Source organism: Vibrio sp. 10N.286.45.E10 (assembly GCF_002874195.2).
Classification (GTDB): Bacteria; Pseudomonadota; Gammaproteobacteria; order Enterobacterales; family Vibrionaceae; genus Vibrio; species Vibrio crassostreae.
The window spans coordinates 2,457,352-2,473,346 of the sequence record NZ_MCWD02000001.1; the positions used below are offsets into that span (position 1 = coordinate 2,457,352).

A 15,995-nucleotide genomic window follows, 5' to 3' on the forward strand; every position below is an offset into this window, starting at 1 on the left:
ATGGATTGCACTGGCATTTTTCAGACTTCTGTTCTAATCATGGTTATGAAGCCTGATTAATACAGGCAATACACAAAAGGGTTCAAATCCTTGATAAAACTTCTATGGACAGTAATTAGGAAATAATAACATGAACAAGACTATGATTGCGCTTGCTGTATCTGCTGCAGCTCTTGCTACTAACGCAGTGGCAGCCGACGGTAAACAAGCTGGTGGTATTGACGGTACTTCTGTATACAGCTCAAACGGCACTTCTCTAGAGATCGGTGGTCGTGCGGAAGCTCGTCTATCTCTAAAAGACGGCAAAGCTGAAGACAAAACACGTGTACGTCTTAACTTCCTAGGTAAAGTGGAAATCCAAGACGGCCTATACGGTGTTGGTTTCTACGAAGGCGAATTCACAACTGCTGAAAACGGCGGTTCTACTGATAACAACGACGGTGACATTACTAACCGTTACACGTACGCTGGTATCGGCGGTGCATTCGGTGAAGTGACTTACGGTAAAAACGACGGTGCACTAGGTGTAATCACAGACTTTACCGATATCATGTCTTACCACGGTAACTCTGCGGCGATGAAAATTGCTGTAGCAGATCGTTCAGACAACATGGTTTCTTACAAAGGTCAATTCCAAGACCTAAGCGTTAAAGCAAGCTACCGTTTTGCTGACCGCACAGAAAACAAAGTTGGCGACACTGTAATTTCTTACGATGATAATGATGCAGATGGTTACTCTCTATCTGGTATCTACGCTATCGGTGACTCTGGCTTCAAGCTAGGTGCTGGTTACGCTGATCAAGACGAGCAAAACGAGTACATGCTAGCGGCTTCTTACCGCACTGACGCTCTATACTTTGCTGGTACATTCACAGACGGTGAGCTAGCGAAAGATAACGGTGATTACACTGGTTACGAATTCGCAACAGCATACACACTAGAAAAAACTGCATTCACGCTAACGTACAACAACGCAGAAACAAACGGCGACACATCTGCTGACAACGTTGCTATCGATGCGACTTACTACTTCAAGCCTAACTTCCGTACGTACATCTCGTACAACTTCAACCTAATCTCTGAAGGTGACAAGTTCGGTACAGCAGGCATTCCAGCTAACTTCGGTGCAACTAAAGCCCAAGCTGAAGACGAGCTAGCTCTAGGTCTACGTTACGACTTCTAATTCTGATTATCTAATTGATTAATTAGTTAATTGAGAATCAAAACGCCCGCTAGATAGCGGGCGTTTTTTTATATCTGTATACTGAAAACATCAGCCATCCAAGAAATCTTCTATGCGCCTTCTATCCACACTACTTGTATGTAGTTTTTCCATTAGCGCTTTCTCAGTTAACGCTTTCGCTTACCCCCCTCTAAATAAACTGCCTGATGGCAGTAGCACCAGTGTAATTTTGGAATCCCTGAAAGGCGATTCAAACAAAATGAATTCCAACAGTGATGGCTTCTATCCCCCCGCTAGTACTTTAAAGCTGGTGACAGCGTTGGCGGCTAAGTTGGAGTTAGGGGATGACTTTCACTACACGACCAGCATTGCTCGTTCTGGGAATGACTCTATCATTTCATTTAGTGGCGACCCAACCTTGCAACGAGAACAGCTTAAAAGCCTTTTAGCTCAATACGCTAAGTCTCAATCCAGAGCCATCAAAGGCAACTTATACCTCGATAACTCGGCTTATACCGGCTATCAGCGAGCCGTTGGTTGGCCTTGGGACATTCTAGGCGTTTGTTACAGCGCGCCTTCTAGTGCAATGACCTTAGACAGTAACTGCGCACAAGCCTCTATTTATACAAAAGATAACGGCAGCACTCGCGTCTATATTCCAACCCATTACCCAATCGACGTGACAACCAATGCAGCCACTGTGACGCGCTCAGGACAAAAAGCCACACAGTGCGACTTAGAGCTCATCACCACACCAAACAACTCGTACACGCTATCTGGTTGCTTAGTGGAACGTAAGAAGCCATTACCACTAAAGTTCGCTATTCAAAATCCTGAGCTTTACACCTCTCAAGTGGTGAGATCACTACTTAAAGAGCTGAAAATACAAGTAAAGGGGGATGTGATCATTGGAACTAAGGAAAGCACAAACAAGACGACGTTAGTGGCTAGCCATCACTCAGAAAAGCTTCCTGAACTGCTCGATATCATGCTCAAGAAGTCAGATAACCTTATCGCAGATAATCTAACTAAAACGCTAGGAGCCACATTTTATGTTCAACCAGGCAGTTTCAATAACGGTACTGAAGCGATAAAGCAGATATTGCTGACCAAGGCTAATATTGACCTCAGTAAAGCGCAGCTCGTCGATGGTTCAGGGCTATCTAGAAATAACCGAATGAGGTCACAGACCATGGCTCAAGTGCTTCGTTATATCTGGGAAAACGATCAACAGCTCAACCTAATTGAGGCTATGCCTACATCAGGCACTGATGGAACGCTCAAATACCGTCAAAGCATGAGAAAAGCACCGATTCAAGGCAACATCACAGCCAAAAGTGGTTCTTTGTACGGAACGTACAACATGGCGGGATATGGTTTAGATGAGTCCGGGAAACCAAACTCTTTGTTTGTGCAGTTTATTCGTGATTACTTCCCTGAAGAGCAAGATCCAGACAGACCGGTAGAGGCTCCAATCACCCAGTTTGAGCGTGCTTTCTACAAAGATGTAGTTGAGTTCAGTCAAACACAAAGCAAATCGAAGTAATGTTTGGCTCTTTGTAAACCTCTACCTAAAAAATGGCGCTGAAGACCTTCAATCTTCAGCGCCATTTTTATTTCTCAGATGTATTTAGCTATTTTTATCAGCTTTTAAGCAATTCCTAGGAATGAGTTCACGACAGTGAAATAGATCCACATTCCTGAGATATCAACTATCGAAGCAAGCACTGGACTCACTAACACCGCTGGATCCAGCTTGAATAGCCTAGCAACGATCGGTAACCCTCCGCCGAGCACAGTTGATATGGTCACCTGAATAAACAGCGCTACCGCAATCGCTAACGCAATCATGTTGATGTCATAGCCACCTGTCGATTGGTTTTCGCTAAATAGCAGAATACGCCCAATCATCACTATGGCAATCGCTAGAGCTAAACAAATAGCAACTCTAAACTCTTTCCACAGAACGTTAGCCCATTGGCGTTTTTTTAACTCACCTGTGGCTAAGGCTCTGATAACCAAAGTCGCGGCTTGTGTCCCGGTATTACCACCAGCAGCAGCAATTACCGGCATGTAGATAGCCAAAAGAACCAACTGACTGAGAATGTCTTCATATTGAGCGATGATAAGCCCTGAGACGATGCCCAATAGTGCTAACGCAATAATCCAACCGATACGCTGTCTAACGTGGCTCATGACGCCAGTAGAAAGATAGCCCTGCTGAGGTTCTACCTCTGAGTAAATCAGCCCTAGTTGGTGAGCTAGATGTCGAGAGCGCTTCTCAAAGCCCTGCTCTTCCAGCTCACTAAGTAAAGTCTGAATCGTACTAAGAGAGCATTGCCCCAGCACTAACACCGCATCTTCGAGCGGCATTCGGTTCAAAAGGTTAATTTGTTGTTCACGTCCGTACTGTTGAAATGCATTCGATACAGCTTGGATGTCTTGCTCTGAGTACAGAGCTTCAATAGACAAAAAAGTGTTGTTCATTACCGTCATGGCGAATCTCCCGATTGGCAAAGGTAACGACCATCAAAACAAATAGCATAGATTTATAGATTTATAGATTTATAGATTTATGCGCATCAAGAGCTGAAAGCTACTGATGTGTCTACTTGTTAGAATCTAGTGTGTGGAAAAGAATGAGGGAGAAAACAAAGATACCCTACCTGAACGGCAGGACAATAGATCAATACCGAGACAGGTTATTCTTCTCCATTCAAACTAGGAGGATGGTCGGTATTGTTCATAAAAATCTCCAGAATTACTGTCAATTTGACAGCGCGCATAGTGTAGCAATAGGCGTTTCAAAGTTTCGTCAACTTTCGGTCAATAAAAAAGGCATCCGTGGATGCCTTTGGCTCAATCATTGATGTGCATTATTACTTAATAGTAATACGAGCAAACTTACGCTTACCTACTTGGTAAACGGCAGTACCTGCTTCAGGTACGAATTTGCTGTCTTCAATCTTCTCGCCTTCAAGCTTAGCCGCGCCTTGCTTGATCATACGCATCGCATCAGAAGTCGAGTTTACAAGACCTGCTTCTTTTAGAACGTTCGCAATTGGCAGGCCAGCTTCGAATTCGAATTCTGGCATTTCATCAGGAACTTGGTTCTTAGCAAAACGGTTAACGAACTCTTGCTCAGCGGCTTCAGCATCTGCTTCACTATGGAAACGAGCAATAATCTCTTTCGCTAGCAGTACTTTAACGTCACGCGGGTTCTTACCTGCATCAACGCCAGCTTTCAGTTCCGCAACTTCTTCAAGAGGACGGAAAGACAGCAGCTCGTAGTAGCTCCACATTAGATCGTCAGAAATAGACATGATCTTACCAAACATCTCGCTTGGTGCTTCGCTGATACCGATGTAGTTGTGCGCAGACTTAGACATCTTCTTAACGCCGTCTAGACCAACAAGTAGTGGCATCATCAGTACCGCTTGTGGTTTTTGACCTGCCGCTTTTTGCAGTTCACGACCCATTAGAAGGTTAAACTTCTGGTCAGTACCGCCCAGCTCAACGTCGCTCTCTAGTGCAACAGAGTCGTGACCTTGTAGAAGTGGGTACATGAATTCGTGGATTGCGATCGGTTGACCACCAGCATAACGCTTTTTGAAGTCATCACGCTCAAGCATACGAGCAACAGTTTGGTTAGAAGCAAGACGAATCATGCCTTCAGCACCAAGCTCAGATAGCCATTCAGAGTTGAAACGAATTTGCGTTTTCGCAGGATCTAGAATCTTGAATACTTGCTCTTTGTAAGTTTCAGCATTCTTCAGTACGTCTTCACGGCTTAGTGGTGGACGCGTTGAGTTCTTACCTGATGGGTCACCAACCATTGCAGTGAAATCACCGATAAGGAATGTCACTTCATGACCAAGCTCTTGGAAAGCACGAAGCTTGTTAAAGATAACCGTATGGCCTAGGTGGATATCTGGAGCTGTTGGATCGGCACCCAGCTTAATGCGTAAAGGACGACCTTCTTTTAGTTTTGCAATCAGTTCGTCTTCTGGAATCAGTTCTTCTACGCCACGTTTGATCTCGGCTAGTGCAGCTTCAATACTCGCCATTCTTGTTCACTCCCACAGATTTGGCAAAAATACATTAATTAGACATCTTACTTGAATAGCGATGTATTTTGAAACCAGTTACACTATTCCGTCGTCGATTTTCATAATATTTACAGAACGAACCGGAACATGTTGTCTATTTTTGCACGCCTTCCTATTTTGCACCGGGCTTTTATCGCATTTTTTAGTGCCATAATTTTCGTCGCGATTTTCTTACTCCCCGACGTCAACAGTTTGCGTGACGATTCGGGCGCTTTAGTTGTGGGAAAACATTATCCACTGACTATTGATGCATCTGCGCTTGTTAGCTCAAGTGACGCACCACCAACGGCAGTACTCAATTGGGAAAAATACACCGTTCGTTCAGGCGAAAGTACCTCTGTTTTATTCGAGCGTATTGGCCTTTCATACCGCCTGCTGATCACGCTCCTCAATACCAATAATGATATTAAGAAGCAGTTGTCTAATCTCAGGCCTGGCGATGTCTTGCAATTCGGCTTCGATGAAAACAACGACCTTATTCAGTTAAAACGACAACTTAGTGCGTTTGAAAGCTTCAAGATCACTAAGTCTGGCGATTCTTTCTCCTCTAGCTTCGACAAAAAAGAAGTCGCATACCAATACAACTATGCCGAAGCTAATATTACCTCTAATTTCTGGAACGCTGGTGTAAACGCAGGTTTAACCGCAAACCAAATTATGGAACTGGCAGGTATCTTTGGTTGGGATATCGATTTTGCGCTAGATATTCGTAAGAACGACAGCTTCAAAATCTTGTATCAAGAGAAAGTGGTTGAAGGCGAAGTGATTGGTCGCGGCAAGATCATGGCGGCAGTGTTCAAAAACCAAGGTGATTCATTTACCGCGGTATTGGACGATAAAACTGGTAACTACTACGACGAAAATGGTCGTGCGATGAAGAAAGCGTTCTTGCGCTCACCAATTGATTTTCGTCGCGTAACATCGAACTTTAATCCTACCAGAAGACACCCAGTAACAGGTAAGGTTCGAGCTCACCGCGGCACTGACTACGCAGCTCCTGTTGGCACACCTATCTGGGCAGCCGGTGACGGTATCGTGCAGAAGTCTGGGTACAACCAATTCAACGGTAACTACGTGTTCATTCGCCACAGCAACACTTATATCACCAAGTACCTACACATGAAGCGACGTATGGTGAAAACTGGCCAGCGCGTAAAACAAGGCCAAACCATTGGTACTTTGGGTGGAACAGGTCGTGTAACTGGCCCGCATTTACACTATGAATTCTTGGTCAATGGCGTGCATAAAAATGCGCGTACCGTGAAGTTGCCTCAATCAAAGTCGTTAACGGGTAAAGCAAAAGCAACATTTATTGCGAACTCAGAGATTCGACTAAATAACCTTGAGCGATACGGTCAGTTACTCGCAACCAATTAGGTTGATAGCCATATAAACCAACTAAAAGAGCGCCCACCAAGGCGCTCTTTTTTATGTTCATCGAACCACTGTATCTACTATTTTTCCGGCTTCTTATCTCGCCCTAACATTAATAAACAAGGAGTCAGTACCAAGGTCAATACCGTGGCGAATGCTAAGCCTCCCGCAATTGCCGTAGCGAGTTGCGACCACCATTGCGTGCTCGGCGCACCAAATTCTATCTTTTGATTAATCAAGTCGATATTCATTTCTAGCACCATCGGCATCAAACCTAAAATGGTGGTGACAGTGGTAAGCATTACAGGCCTTAAACGCTGAACACCGGTTCTCAGAATCGCATCTCGCTTATCCAAGCCTCTTATAATCAATTGGTTATAAGTATCGATCAGCACGATGTTGTTATTCACCACTATACCAGCCAGCGCAATCACCCCAATACCGGACATCACGATGCCAAACGGGCGCTGGAAGATAAGTAAACCAACGAACACACCAACCGTTGAGAACAACACTGCACTTAGAATCAAGAACGCCTGATAGAAACTATTGAACTGAGTAATCAGAATTAAAGCCATCACCGCTAGTGCCACCAAGAACGCGCTTTGTAAAAAGGCTGACGAGTTCTCTTGTTCTTCGTTTTGGCCACGGATACGAAATTCCACGCTACTCGGCAGCCCTAGCTCACTTAATGCTTGTTCGATCTTTGGTAGTTCCAGCGCAAGGTTATAGCCTTCTTCCATATCCGCCATGATGTTCACCACACGCTTACCATCGAGACGTTTAATCGTATCTTGCTTATGGTCGGGAACAATCTGAGCAAAGTTGGTGATCGGCACCAAGCCAGCTGGCGTTTTCACTCTCAGCTGGTCAAAGCGTCCAATATCCCTTTTATCATTCGGGTAACGCACCAAGATATCGACCTCTTCTGATGAATCATCAGGCAAGTAATCACCAATCTTTAATCCATTAGTGACGAACTGAACGGTATTGCCGACCAAGGTCGCGTCAGCTGCAAAACGGGCGGCATCGTCTCGGCGGATATCCACCTTCCAATCGATGCCATCTTTACTCGCAGTGTCGCTGATATTGGTCAGTGCTTGATTGCCATCAGCCCAGTTTCTCACAATTTTTGCGGCCTGATTAAGTTGCTCAGGTGTTTTAGCAGAAAGCTCGATGACCAAGTCATTTTCAACCGGAGGTCCTGCATCAGGGAACTTGTATTCAATCTCGACACCAGCGTATTGATCGGTTTGCACCTTTAATTCATCAATGATCGCTTTAACACTGCGGCGGTATTGCCAATCGACGGGCGTTATCGAAATCAAACCAATCTGGTCGTCACCACCGGTTCGCGTATAAACGCTGTCGAACTCATCATGATTCAGCATCATCTGTTCAATATCGCGCATGATGTCATCTTTTTCTTGAATAGAAAGATCGCCATGAGAGCGAACTTTGACATTAAAGAATGGCGGATCAACTTCAGGGAAGAACTCAGCACCGAGCCCCGCTTTTGAATACGTGAAACCAACCGCAACCGCGAGCAGTATCGCACTACAAAGAATCTTAAAGGGGTGCTTAATCGCAATAGAAAGTGTGTGGTAATACGCCTTGGTTAAGCCTGTCGCCTGTGAGAAATCCCCATTATGCAAAGCCACCATTCGAGCTTGGCTCTGAGACGAGACGTATTGCGGTTTGCCAATCAAACCACCTAACACGGGCACAAACAACAGCGCCATAATCAATGAGGCAGTTAACGTAGCGATCAGAGTTAATGGAAGGAACTTCATGAATTCGCCTGTTACATCAGGCCAAAACAGGAGTGGAGCAAACGCCGCCAAGGTTGTAGCCGTTGATGCGGTTATTGGCCATGCCATTCGCTTAGCCGCATCTCGATAGGCTGCTTTACGCCCTTCCCCTTCTTGCATCCGCCTATCGGCAAATTCAGTTACCACAATCGCACCGTCAACCAACATCCCGACCGCCATAATCAACGAAAACAGCACTACGATGTTAACGGTTAAGCCAAATACAGAAAGAACCAATAGTCCGGTCAAGAATGAACCCGGAATTGAGATGCCGACTAACAAAGCAGTACGCACGCCAAGAATCGCGATGATGACGATCACCACCAGGATGATGGCGGATAGAATATTGTTTTGCAGATCATTAAGCATGATCTTCACATCTTTCGATTCATCCCAGGTGTATTTGACCAACAGGTTATTTGGCCATTCTGCTTGCTGCTGAGCCCCGGCCATTACAGCTTTCACCAACTCAACGGTTTCGATGATGTTCTCACCTGCGCGCTTTTTGATGTCCAACACCACCGCAGATTTACCATCTAAACGAGCAAAACTCTCTGGATCTCGAAACGCTCGACGAACCGTGGCGACATCACCAAAAGTGACCACCTGTTTGCCATCCACTTTGATAGGTAGCTCAAGCACGTCTTTTAAGGAGTTAAATACCGAAGGGACTTTGACAGAAAAACGACCATAACCAGTATCGACAAAACCCGCGGCAACCACTCGGTTATTCAAAGCGATCAGGTTGTAGATATCCGCTTGATCTAGGCTGTAGCTCTCCATCAAAAGAGGGTCAACGATGATTTCAACGATATCTTCCCTATCACCTGCAATATTGACCTCTAATATTTGGCGATAGCTTTCGAGTTTATCTCCTACTTCTCGGGCAATTTGTACGATAGTACGTTCAGGAACGGTGCCGAACAGCACAACAGAAAGTACTGGCTGCTCCGAAGCGAGTGTGACTTCATTGACGGTCGGCTCATCACTGTCTTCTGGTAGCTTTGGTTTGGCAAGATCAACGGCATCACGAACATCCGCCATCGCTTTGGTAAGATCGACTCCAACATTAAACTCCAACACCACAGAGGCATGACCCTCTGCTGCGGTTGCTGTCATCTCTTTTACGCCCTCAATCGACCTTAATTCTTGCTCGATAGGTCGAACTAACAGACGCTCAGCATCAGTTGGCGAGATCCCTTGGTGCCCAACAGAGACGTAGATAATCGGGATGGTAATGTCTGGGCTCGACTCCTTAGGTATCGTGATATAGGTAATGACACCTGCAACCAAGATGAGCGCCAAAAGAGAGAGCATTGTTCGAGCACGAGACAAGGCTGCATCAATAATTGAATACATCTGTTATCTCCTACTCAGTTGTTACATTCGAGAGTTCGGCTTCTTGCTCAACCGCAATCACTGAATCACCATCACGCACAAACCCTTGTCCGACGGTGATGATATCGACCCGTTGACCCAAACCTGTGAGCCAAACTCCATCTTGCTCTGCCTTCACTAGTTGAATACCGACAAATTTCACAACTGGTGAGTCATCGACTGAAACCAACGTTTTGACCCCAAGGTTACCCGCCTCATCCAAAGCCAACATCGCAGGTGTGACTTTGATAGCATCCCTTGTTTCGAGGTTGAGCTTCACTTCAGCGCTGACACCTGCAGGCAGTAGGCCTTCAGAGTTATCGATTTCAATTTCGATTGGAAAAGTATTAGTTGAGGCCGAAGAAATTCGAGACACATAACGCAAGCGCCCTTCCGCCTCTTCTCTTCCTAGCAAGCGAACCAAGGCAGACTGGTTAACTAACAAATGCTGGATATGACGTTCACTGACATCGGCCTCAATAACCAAAGGATCAAGGTCAATCACGCCCGCAACCGGATCGCCAACCCCAACAAAGTCACCCAACTCGACCATCAAATCTTGAACCACACCCGAAAAAGGCGAGCTAATAACGGTATTCTTTAAAGCCAATTCCGCATTGCGCATCATGGCTTTTGCTTCCGTTAACGAAGCCTCTGCTGTGGTGTAGGCGATCTCACCTTGCAGACCTCTTTTCTTCAGTGATTGCGCTGCTTTGAACTCTTTCTGCTTTAAACGATACAGAGCCGTTGCACGCTCTAACTGTATTTCCAAATCACCTTTATCAATCTGAGCAATAGCCTGCCCTGCTTTAACCGCATCGCCTTTCACAACGTTCAATCGAACAATCTTTCCCGCGACTTCCGCGCCTAATCGAGCATGCCTATCGGGTGCCGTTCGACCGTATAAATCAATGGTTTTAAAGGTGGGTGATGAGGTGAAGGTTTGAAAGGAAACTTTGGCTAACGGGATTTCTGTCGCTTTTTTCTCTGGCGACTCTTCTGCCTGCCCCACCCCTAAACCAAGCCAGATAGACAACAACATCACTAAAATCAGAGACACCAGCCACGGCTGTTTCAGTTTCTGAAAAAGTGGTGAGTTAGAAGATAGAGTGGGCATAACAAATCCTTTTGTCCGATGTGATTAAGGCGCGCTAAATGGCTTAACACTGTCATGTGCAACTTCCTGATACACATAGGTAACCTTAACAGACCAAAATCAAACGAAGTTGGACGCTATCGACAGTTTAAAAAATATGCCGTGTACTAAAAATGTCAAAATAGAGGGTTGGAATGGTTTTAAAAGCAATGACTTAATATGTCTTATCAATTTTGAAGCTGCGTGAAAAACAAGTGCCTTGTTCAGAACCGAGCTTTGTTATGAAGAGAAATTTGGGGATATAAAAACAAAAACGCCGAACATAAGTTCGGCGTTTACAACCTTCTGGTGTAGCTTTCAGCTAAAGCTGTCTTTTAACTCTAGCTATCTTTCAAGCTATACGCTGAATGATGCGCCACAACCACATGTTGTTGTAGCGTTCGGGTTGTTCACAAAGAAGCGTGCGCCTTCTAGGCCTTCTGTGTAATCAACCATGCCGCCCATAAGGTATTGTAGGCTCATTGGGTCAACAACCAGTGTTACACCGCTATTTACAATCGTAGTGTCGCCATCATTTACTTTTTCATCAAATGTGAAGCCGTATTGGAAACCACTACAACCACCACCTGTAATGTATACACGTAGTTTTAGTTCTGGGTTTTCTTCTTCAGCGATTAGCGTTTGTACGCGGGTAGCTGCTGCATCAGAAAAAGACAATGGGATATTTACTTCGCTCACGACAACCTCTCTTACCTGTGTCAAAAACAACATGATACAAATCTAATTCGAGACCATAGTTGTTGAGTATTTTCTTATATTCGGGTGATTATCTAATACCTGACTGAAACGTTCAAGTATTCACCACCGGATCCTTCCTTTTACTGTGGTAAACTCGTCAATATCTGGCAATTAAAACGTGTAATCACACAAAACAACCAGATTCGGGTGATTATCTGGGCGAAAGCATTCCTAGTTGGATTAGGGATAGGTACAATGCGTGCCAATTGGTCCGACAGTCAAAAGAGGATATATCAATGACCAAATCAGCAGAGCTGTACGAAAAAGCACAGCAAACTATTCCTGGTGGCGTAAACTCTCCAGTTCGTGCATTCAATGGCGTAGGTGGTTCTCCAATCTTCGTTGAACGCGCTGATGGCCCACTTATTTTTGATGCTGATGGTAAAGCATATATCGATTACGTTGGCTCTTGGGGTCCAATGATCCTTGGTCACAACCACGTTGTTATCCGTGATGCGGTTATTGAAGCAGCTCAACGCGGCCTTAGCTTCGGTGCTCCAACCGAAACTGAAATCAAAATGGCTGAGCTTGTATCTGAGATGGTTCCATCAATGGAACAGCTACGTATGGTGAGCTCAGGCACAGAAGCAACAATGAGTGCGATTCGTCTTGCTCGTGGCTTCACTGGTCGTGACAAAATTCTTAAGTTTGAAGGCTGCTACCACGGCCACGCAGACAGCCTACTTGTAAAAGCCGGTTCAGGTGCACTGACTTTAGGTCAGCCAAGCTCACCAGGCGTTCCAGCTGATTTTGCTAAGCACACGCTGACTGCAACCTTCAACAACCTAGATTCAGTACGTGAGCTGTTCGCAGCAAACAAAGGCGAGATCTCGTGCATCATCGTTGAACCAGTTGCGGGCAACATGAACTGTATCCCACCAGTAGAGGGCTTCCACGAAGGTCTACGTGAAATCTGTGACCAAGAAGGTGCATTGCTAATCTTTGATGAAGTAATGACAGGTTTCCGCGTTGCTGAAGGTTGTGCGCAGGCTTACTACAACATCAAGCCAGACCTAACGTGTCTTGGTAAAGTTATCGGCGGCGGTATGCCTGTAGGTGCTTTTGGTGGTCGTAAAGAAGTAATGCAATACATCGCTCCTACAGGCCCAGTTTACCAAGCAGGTACGCTTTCAGGTAACCCTGTTGCAATGGCTGCTGGCTACGCATGTTTGAACCTTCTACGTGAAGAAGGCAACGAAAAGCGTCTAGCTTCAAAAACTAAGCAGCTAGCGAATGGCTTCAAGCAGCTTGCTGACAAGCACGGCATCCCGATGCTAGTACACCAAGTTGGTGGTATGTTTGGTTTCTTCTTCACAGACCAAGAAACGGTGACGTGCTACGAAGATGTAACTAAGTGTGATGTAGAACGCTTCAAGCGCTTCTTCCACCTAATGCTGGATCACGGTGTTTACCTTGCACCTTCAGCATTCGAAGCAAGCTTTACTTCTCTTGCTCATGGTTCAAAAGAGCTAGATGCGACACTAGAAGCTGCTGACCGCTCTCTTGCGATCATTGCTGCTGAAAGCAAATAATCGAAAGCACTTTATAAGTCGCTAACCGATTGAATTTAGGGCTGCATTAACGCAGCCCTTTTTAATGCATCGACTTAATTAAACTCGAATATTTCCGCTTAGATTACGCGTCAATTTGTTCGAAAACTTGACGAAAAACGTCTAACGTTCCCAGAAAAGAAAAACCAACAACATCAGCGTACCAAGGAACATTCTGAACCAAGGGATCTCTTTTTTTGTTTGCTGTTGTTCGTCTTGGCATTTCTTATCTTTATCACAGCATCCCATAATCAAAACTCCTCATTGCTAACTCTCTGTTTTGCAGCCATTATAAACTCAGAACGCAAATATAGAGACCATTACCGTGTCAGAAAAAATTAAAATCAATTCCAGCCACTGGGTGATCATCATCGCCCTACTTGCGGCGGCTTATGCTTGTTACTTGCTTATTGAGCCGTACGTTAACTCAATTGTGATGGCCTTTATCATTTCACTATTGATGTTCCCAATCCATGAGTGGCTTGAAAAAAAGATACCTAATAAAGAAAACATCGTCTCTTTGCTGTCTTGTATCATCCTGACTTTCATTATTGTTATCCCTTTATTGGCAGTATTCGCAGCAATTGTTCAGCAAGGTTCCCTGTTCTCTCAGAACACCTACCAATGGGTAACACACGGCGGCATTCAAACTCTGTTCGCACACCCATTGGTGGTCAAAGCGCTGTCATTCGTGAACAACTACCTGCCTTTCGACAATATTGAACCACAAGCCATCGCACAGAAGGTGGGTGAGTTCGCGACAAGCTTCGGCTCTAAACTGGTTGGCATTAGTGCGAAAATCTTAGGTGATGCAACCAATTTCTTGATGGACTTCTTCTTGATGTTGTTTGTTCTGTTCTTCTTATTAAGAGATCACGACAAAATCATCAGTGTGGTTCGTCATATTCTTCCGCTATCTCGTAGCCAAGAAGACAAGCTTCTAACAGAGATAGAACAAGTATCGAAATCAGCAGTAATGGGCTCATTCTTAACAGCAATCGCGCAAGGTTTTGCCGGCGGTTTAGGTATGTGGATTGCAGGTTTCCCAGGCCTATTCTGGGGCACTATGATGGGCTTTGCCTCATTCATCCCTGTTGTGGGAACAGCACTAATCTGGATCCCAGCGGCGACCTACTTGTTCCTAACTGGTGATACTACGTGGGCAATTTTCCTAACGGTTTACTGCGTGGCAATTGTTGGATCAATTGACAACCTTCTGCGTCCGCTTCTAATGCAAGGCAGCGCAGGCATGAACACCCTAATGATTTTCTTCTCACTACTGGGTGGTATTCAACTGTTTGGCCTAATTGGTCTTATCTACGGCCCACTGATTTTTGCGATTACTATCGTCCTATTCAACATCTACGATGAAGAGTTTAAGGACTTTTTAAACCAGCAAGACAAGAGTTAAACCGCTCTTCAATCACTTGCTTGCCGAACGAGTATTAAACACTTCAAGCTTTGGGCGGATTATGCGAAAATCCGCCCTCATTTTTTGCTAACGATTCAATAGAGTGTCCTATGTCAGCTTATATTGCCCCAAGCCAGATTGCTGAGCGCCAACTTGCCTACTTTGAAGGCAAACATGTTTTAGTTGCCGGTGAGGCTGAAGACTTATTCCCTGTTGAATTAGCCAAGCATTGTGAATCTGTCTCTGTGTTCACCTCTAATTACAGCTACTACCGTCAGCTTGAAGGTTATAGCAGCATCCAACGTTTTTACGGTGCTGAGTTTACCGAAGAGACCAAAGCTGACTTAGTGATGCTCTACTGGCCGAAAGCCAAAGCGGAAGCGGAATTTCTGTTGGCGATGTTATTTGCTAAGCTAGGCAAAGATACCGAAATCGTCGTGGTTGGTGAGAACCGCTCAGGCGTGAAAAGCATCGAGAAGATGTTTGCGCCTTACGGCAAAGTCGTTAAATACGATTCAGCACGTCGCTGCTCTTTCTACTGGGGTCAATGCTTCGAGCAACCACAAGCGTTCAACTTACAAGACTGGTTTAAGACCTACACGGTTAACATTGATGAGCAACCTCTCACGGTAAAAAGCCTTCCAGGCGTCTTCAGTCACGGAGAGTTCGATGTTGGTAGCCAACTTCTATTGGATACCCTGCCAAGACTAAAAGGCAAGGTACTGGATTTTGGCTGTGGTGCAGGCGTGTTAGGCGCAGTAATGGCATCTCGTAACCCAGATATTGAGCTAGAAATGTGCGACATCAGTGCATTTGCCGTAGCATCAAGCCAAGCCACACTGAAAGCAAATAGTTTAACAGGTAAAGTCTTCGCGTCAGATGTCTATTCTGATACAGCACAAGACTACCAATTCATCATCAGTAACCCACCATTCCATTCTGGTTTAGACACTAGCTACAGCGCGACTGAGACCTTACTTGCTCAGGCCCCTAAGCATTTGAAGCGCTCTGGTGAGATGATTATTGTTGCGAACAGTTTCTTAAAATACATCCCAATTATTGAGCAAGCGTTTGGAAAATGCGCGACTCTAAATAAGACCACCAAATTCGCGATCTACCACGCAAGTAAGTAGCATCTCTAGCACAGCGCAGGGTCATTATCTGCGCTGTCTGTTCATATTTTTATCAAAACTCTATAAAAGTGAGCTTTTGCACACGCTTTAAATACCACTTACTTGTCAAAGTAAAAAAACTCGTTAATTTCGTTAAATTGGAAACCATTAATT

The 15,995-nt window shown here is 45.0% G+C and carries 11 protein-coding genes; 6 read left to right on the plus strand and 5 right to left on the minus strand.

The genetic code is table 11. The features are described 5' to 3' along the window. Nucleotides 1-130 precede the first annotated feature (130 nt). The gene (locus tag BCU34_RS10855; RefSeq protein WP_048658162.1) at nt 131-1,183 is read left to right on the plus strand and encodes a porin; all 1,053 of its coding nucleotides are present in this window, start codon (nt 131-133) and stop codon (nt 1,181-1,183) included. Between the two features lie 112 nt (nt 1,184-1,295). Next, on the plus strand, nt 1,296-2,729 hold the full coding sequence (gene dacB, locus BCU34_RS10860; protein ID WP_102431661.1) for a serine-type D-Ala-D-Ala carboxypeptidase: 1,434 nt from the start codon (nt 1,296-1,298) through the stop codon (nt 2,727-2,729). Between the two features lie 104 nt (nt 2,730-2,833). Here the strand turns inward: dacB and BCU34_RS10865 are convergent, their stop codons facing one another. Further along, nucleotides 2,834-3,679, minus strand: coding sequence for a magnesium transporter (locus BCU34_RS10865; protein WP_059020120.1), 846 nt, complete (start codon nt 3,677-3,679; stop codon nt 2,834-2,836). 383 nt (nt 3,680-4,062) lie between these two features. Further along, nucleotides 4,063-5,250: a tyrosine--tRNA ligase gene (gene tyrS, locus BCU34_RS10870; RefSeq protein ID WP_017059402.1), complete on the minus strand. Its 1,188-nt coding sequence runs from the start codon at nt 5,248-5,250 to the stop codon at nt 4,063-4,065. A 129-nt stretch (nt 5,251-5,379) separates the two neighbouring features. Here tyrS and BCU34_RS10875 point away from each other — a divergent pair, with 129 nt between their 5' ends. After that, on the plus strand, nt 5,380-6,669 hold the full coding sequence (locus BCU34_RS10875; protein ID WP_102478395.1) for a peptidoglycan DD-metalloendopeptidase family protein: 1,290 nt from the start codon (nt 5,380-5,382) through the stop codon (nt 6,667-6,669). 77 nt (nt 6,670-6,746) lie between these two features. On the opposite strand, the gene BCU34_RS10880 is transcribed toward BCU34_RS10875, so the two are convergent. The 3 genes from BCU34_RS10880 to erpA form a co-directional block, all read right to left on the minus strand. Further along, nucleotides 6,747-9,836 (minus strand): efflux RND transporter permease subunit, encoded by a 3,090-nt coding sequence (locus BCU34_RS10880; RefSeq protein WP_102478394.1) that lies wholly within the window; start codon nt 9,834-9,836, stop codon nt 6,747-6,749. Nucleotides 9,837-9,846: 10 nt separating this feature from the next. Further along, nucleotides 9,847-10,971 carry an efflux RND transporter periplasmic adaptor subunit gene (locus tag BCU34_RS10885; RefSeq protein ID WP_102478393.1) on the minus strand — a complete coding sequence of 375 codons (1,125 nt, stop codon included), beginning with the start codon at nt 10,969-10,971 and terminating at the stop codon, nt 9,847-9,849. A gap of 375 nt (nt 10,972-11,346) precedes the next feature. Beyond that, nucleotides 11,347-11,688: an iron-sulfur cluster insertion protein ErpA gene (gene erpA, locus BCU34_RS10890; RefSeq protein ID WP_004734539.1), complete on the minus strand. Its 342-nt coding sequence runs from the start codon at nt 11,686-11,688 to the stop codon at nt 11,347-11,349. A 296-nt stretch (nt 11,689-11,984) separates the two neighbouring features. Between erpA and hemL the strand changes: the two genes are divergently transcribed. The 3 genes from hemL to rsmC all read left to right on the plus strand — a co-directional run bounded on the left by hemL (nt 11,985) and on the right by rsmC (nt 15,842). Next, the gene (gene hemL, locus BCU34_RS10895) at nt 11,985-13,280 is read left to right on the plus strand and encodes a glutamate-1-semialdehyde 2,1-aminomutase (protein WP_048605689.1); all 1,296 of its coding nucleotides are present in this window, start codon (nt 11,985-11,987) and stop codon (nt 13,278-13,280) included. 343 nt (nt 13,281-13,623) lie between these two features. Continuing rightward, the gene (locus tag BCU34_RS10900; protein ID WP_048658169.1) at nt 13,624-14,709 is read left to right on the plus strand and encodes an AI-2E family transporter; all 1,086 of its coding nucleotides are present in this window, start codon (nt 13,624-13,626) and stop codon (nt 14,707-14,709) included. A gap of 110 nt (nt 14,710-14,819) precedes the next feature. Continuing rightward, nucleotides 14,820-15,842, plus strand: coding sequence for a 16S rRNA (guanine(1207)-N(2))-methyltransferase RsmC (gene rsmC, locus BCU34_RS10905; RefSeq protein WP_048658170.1), 1,023 nt, complete (start codon nt 14,820-14,822; stop codon nt 15,840-15,842). The last annotated feature ends 153 nt before the right edge of the window (nt 15,843-15,995 follow it).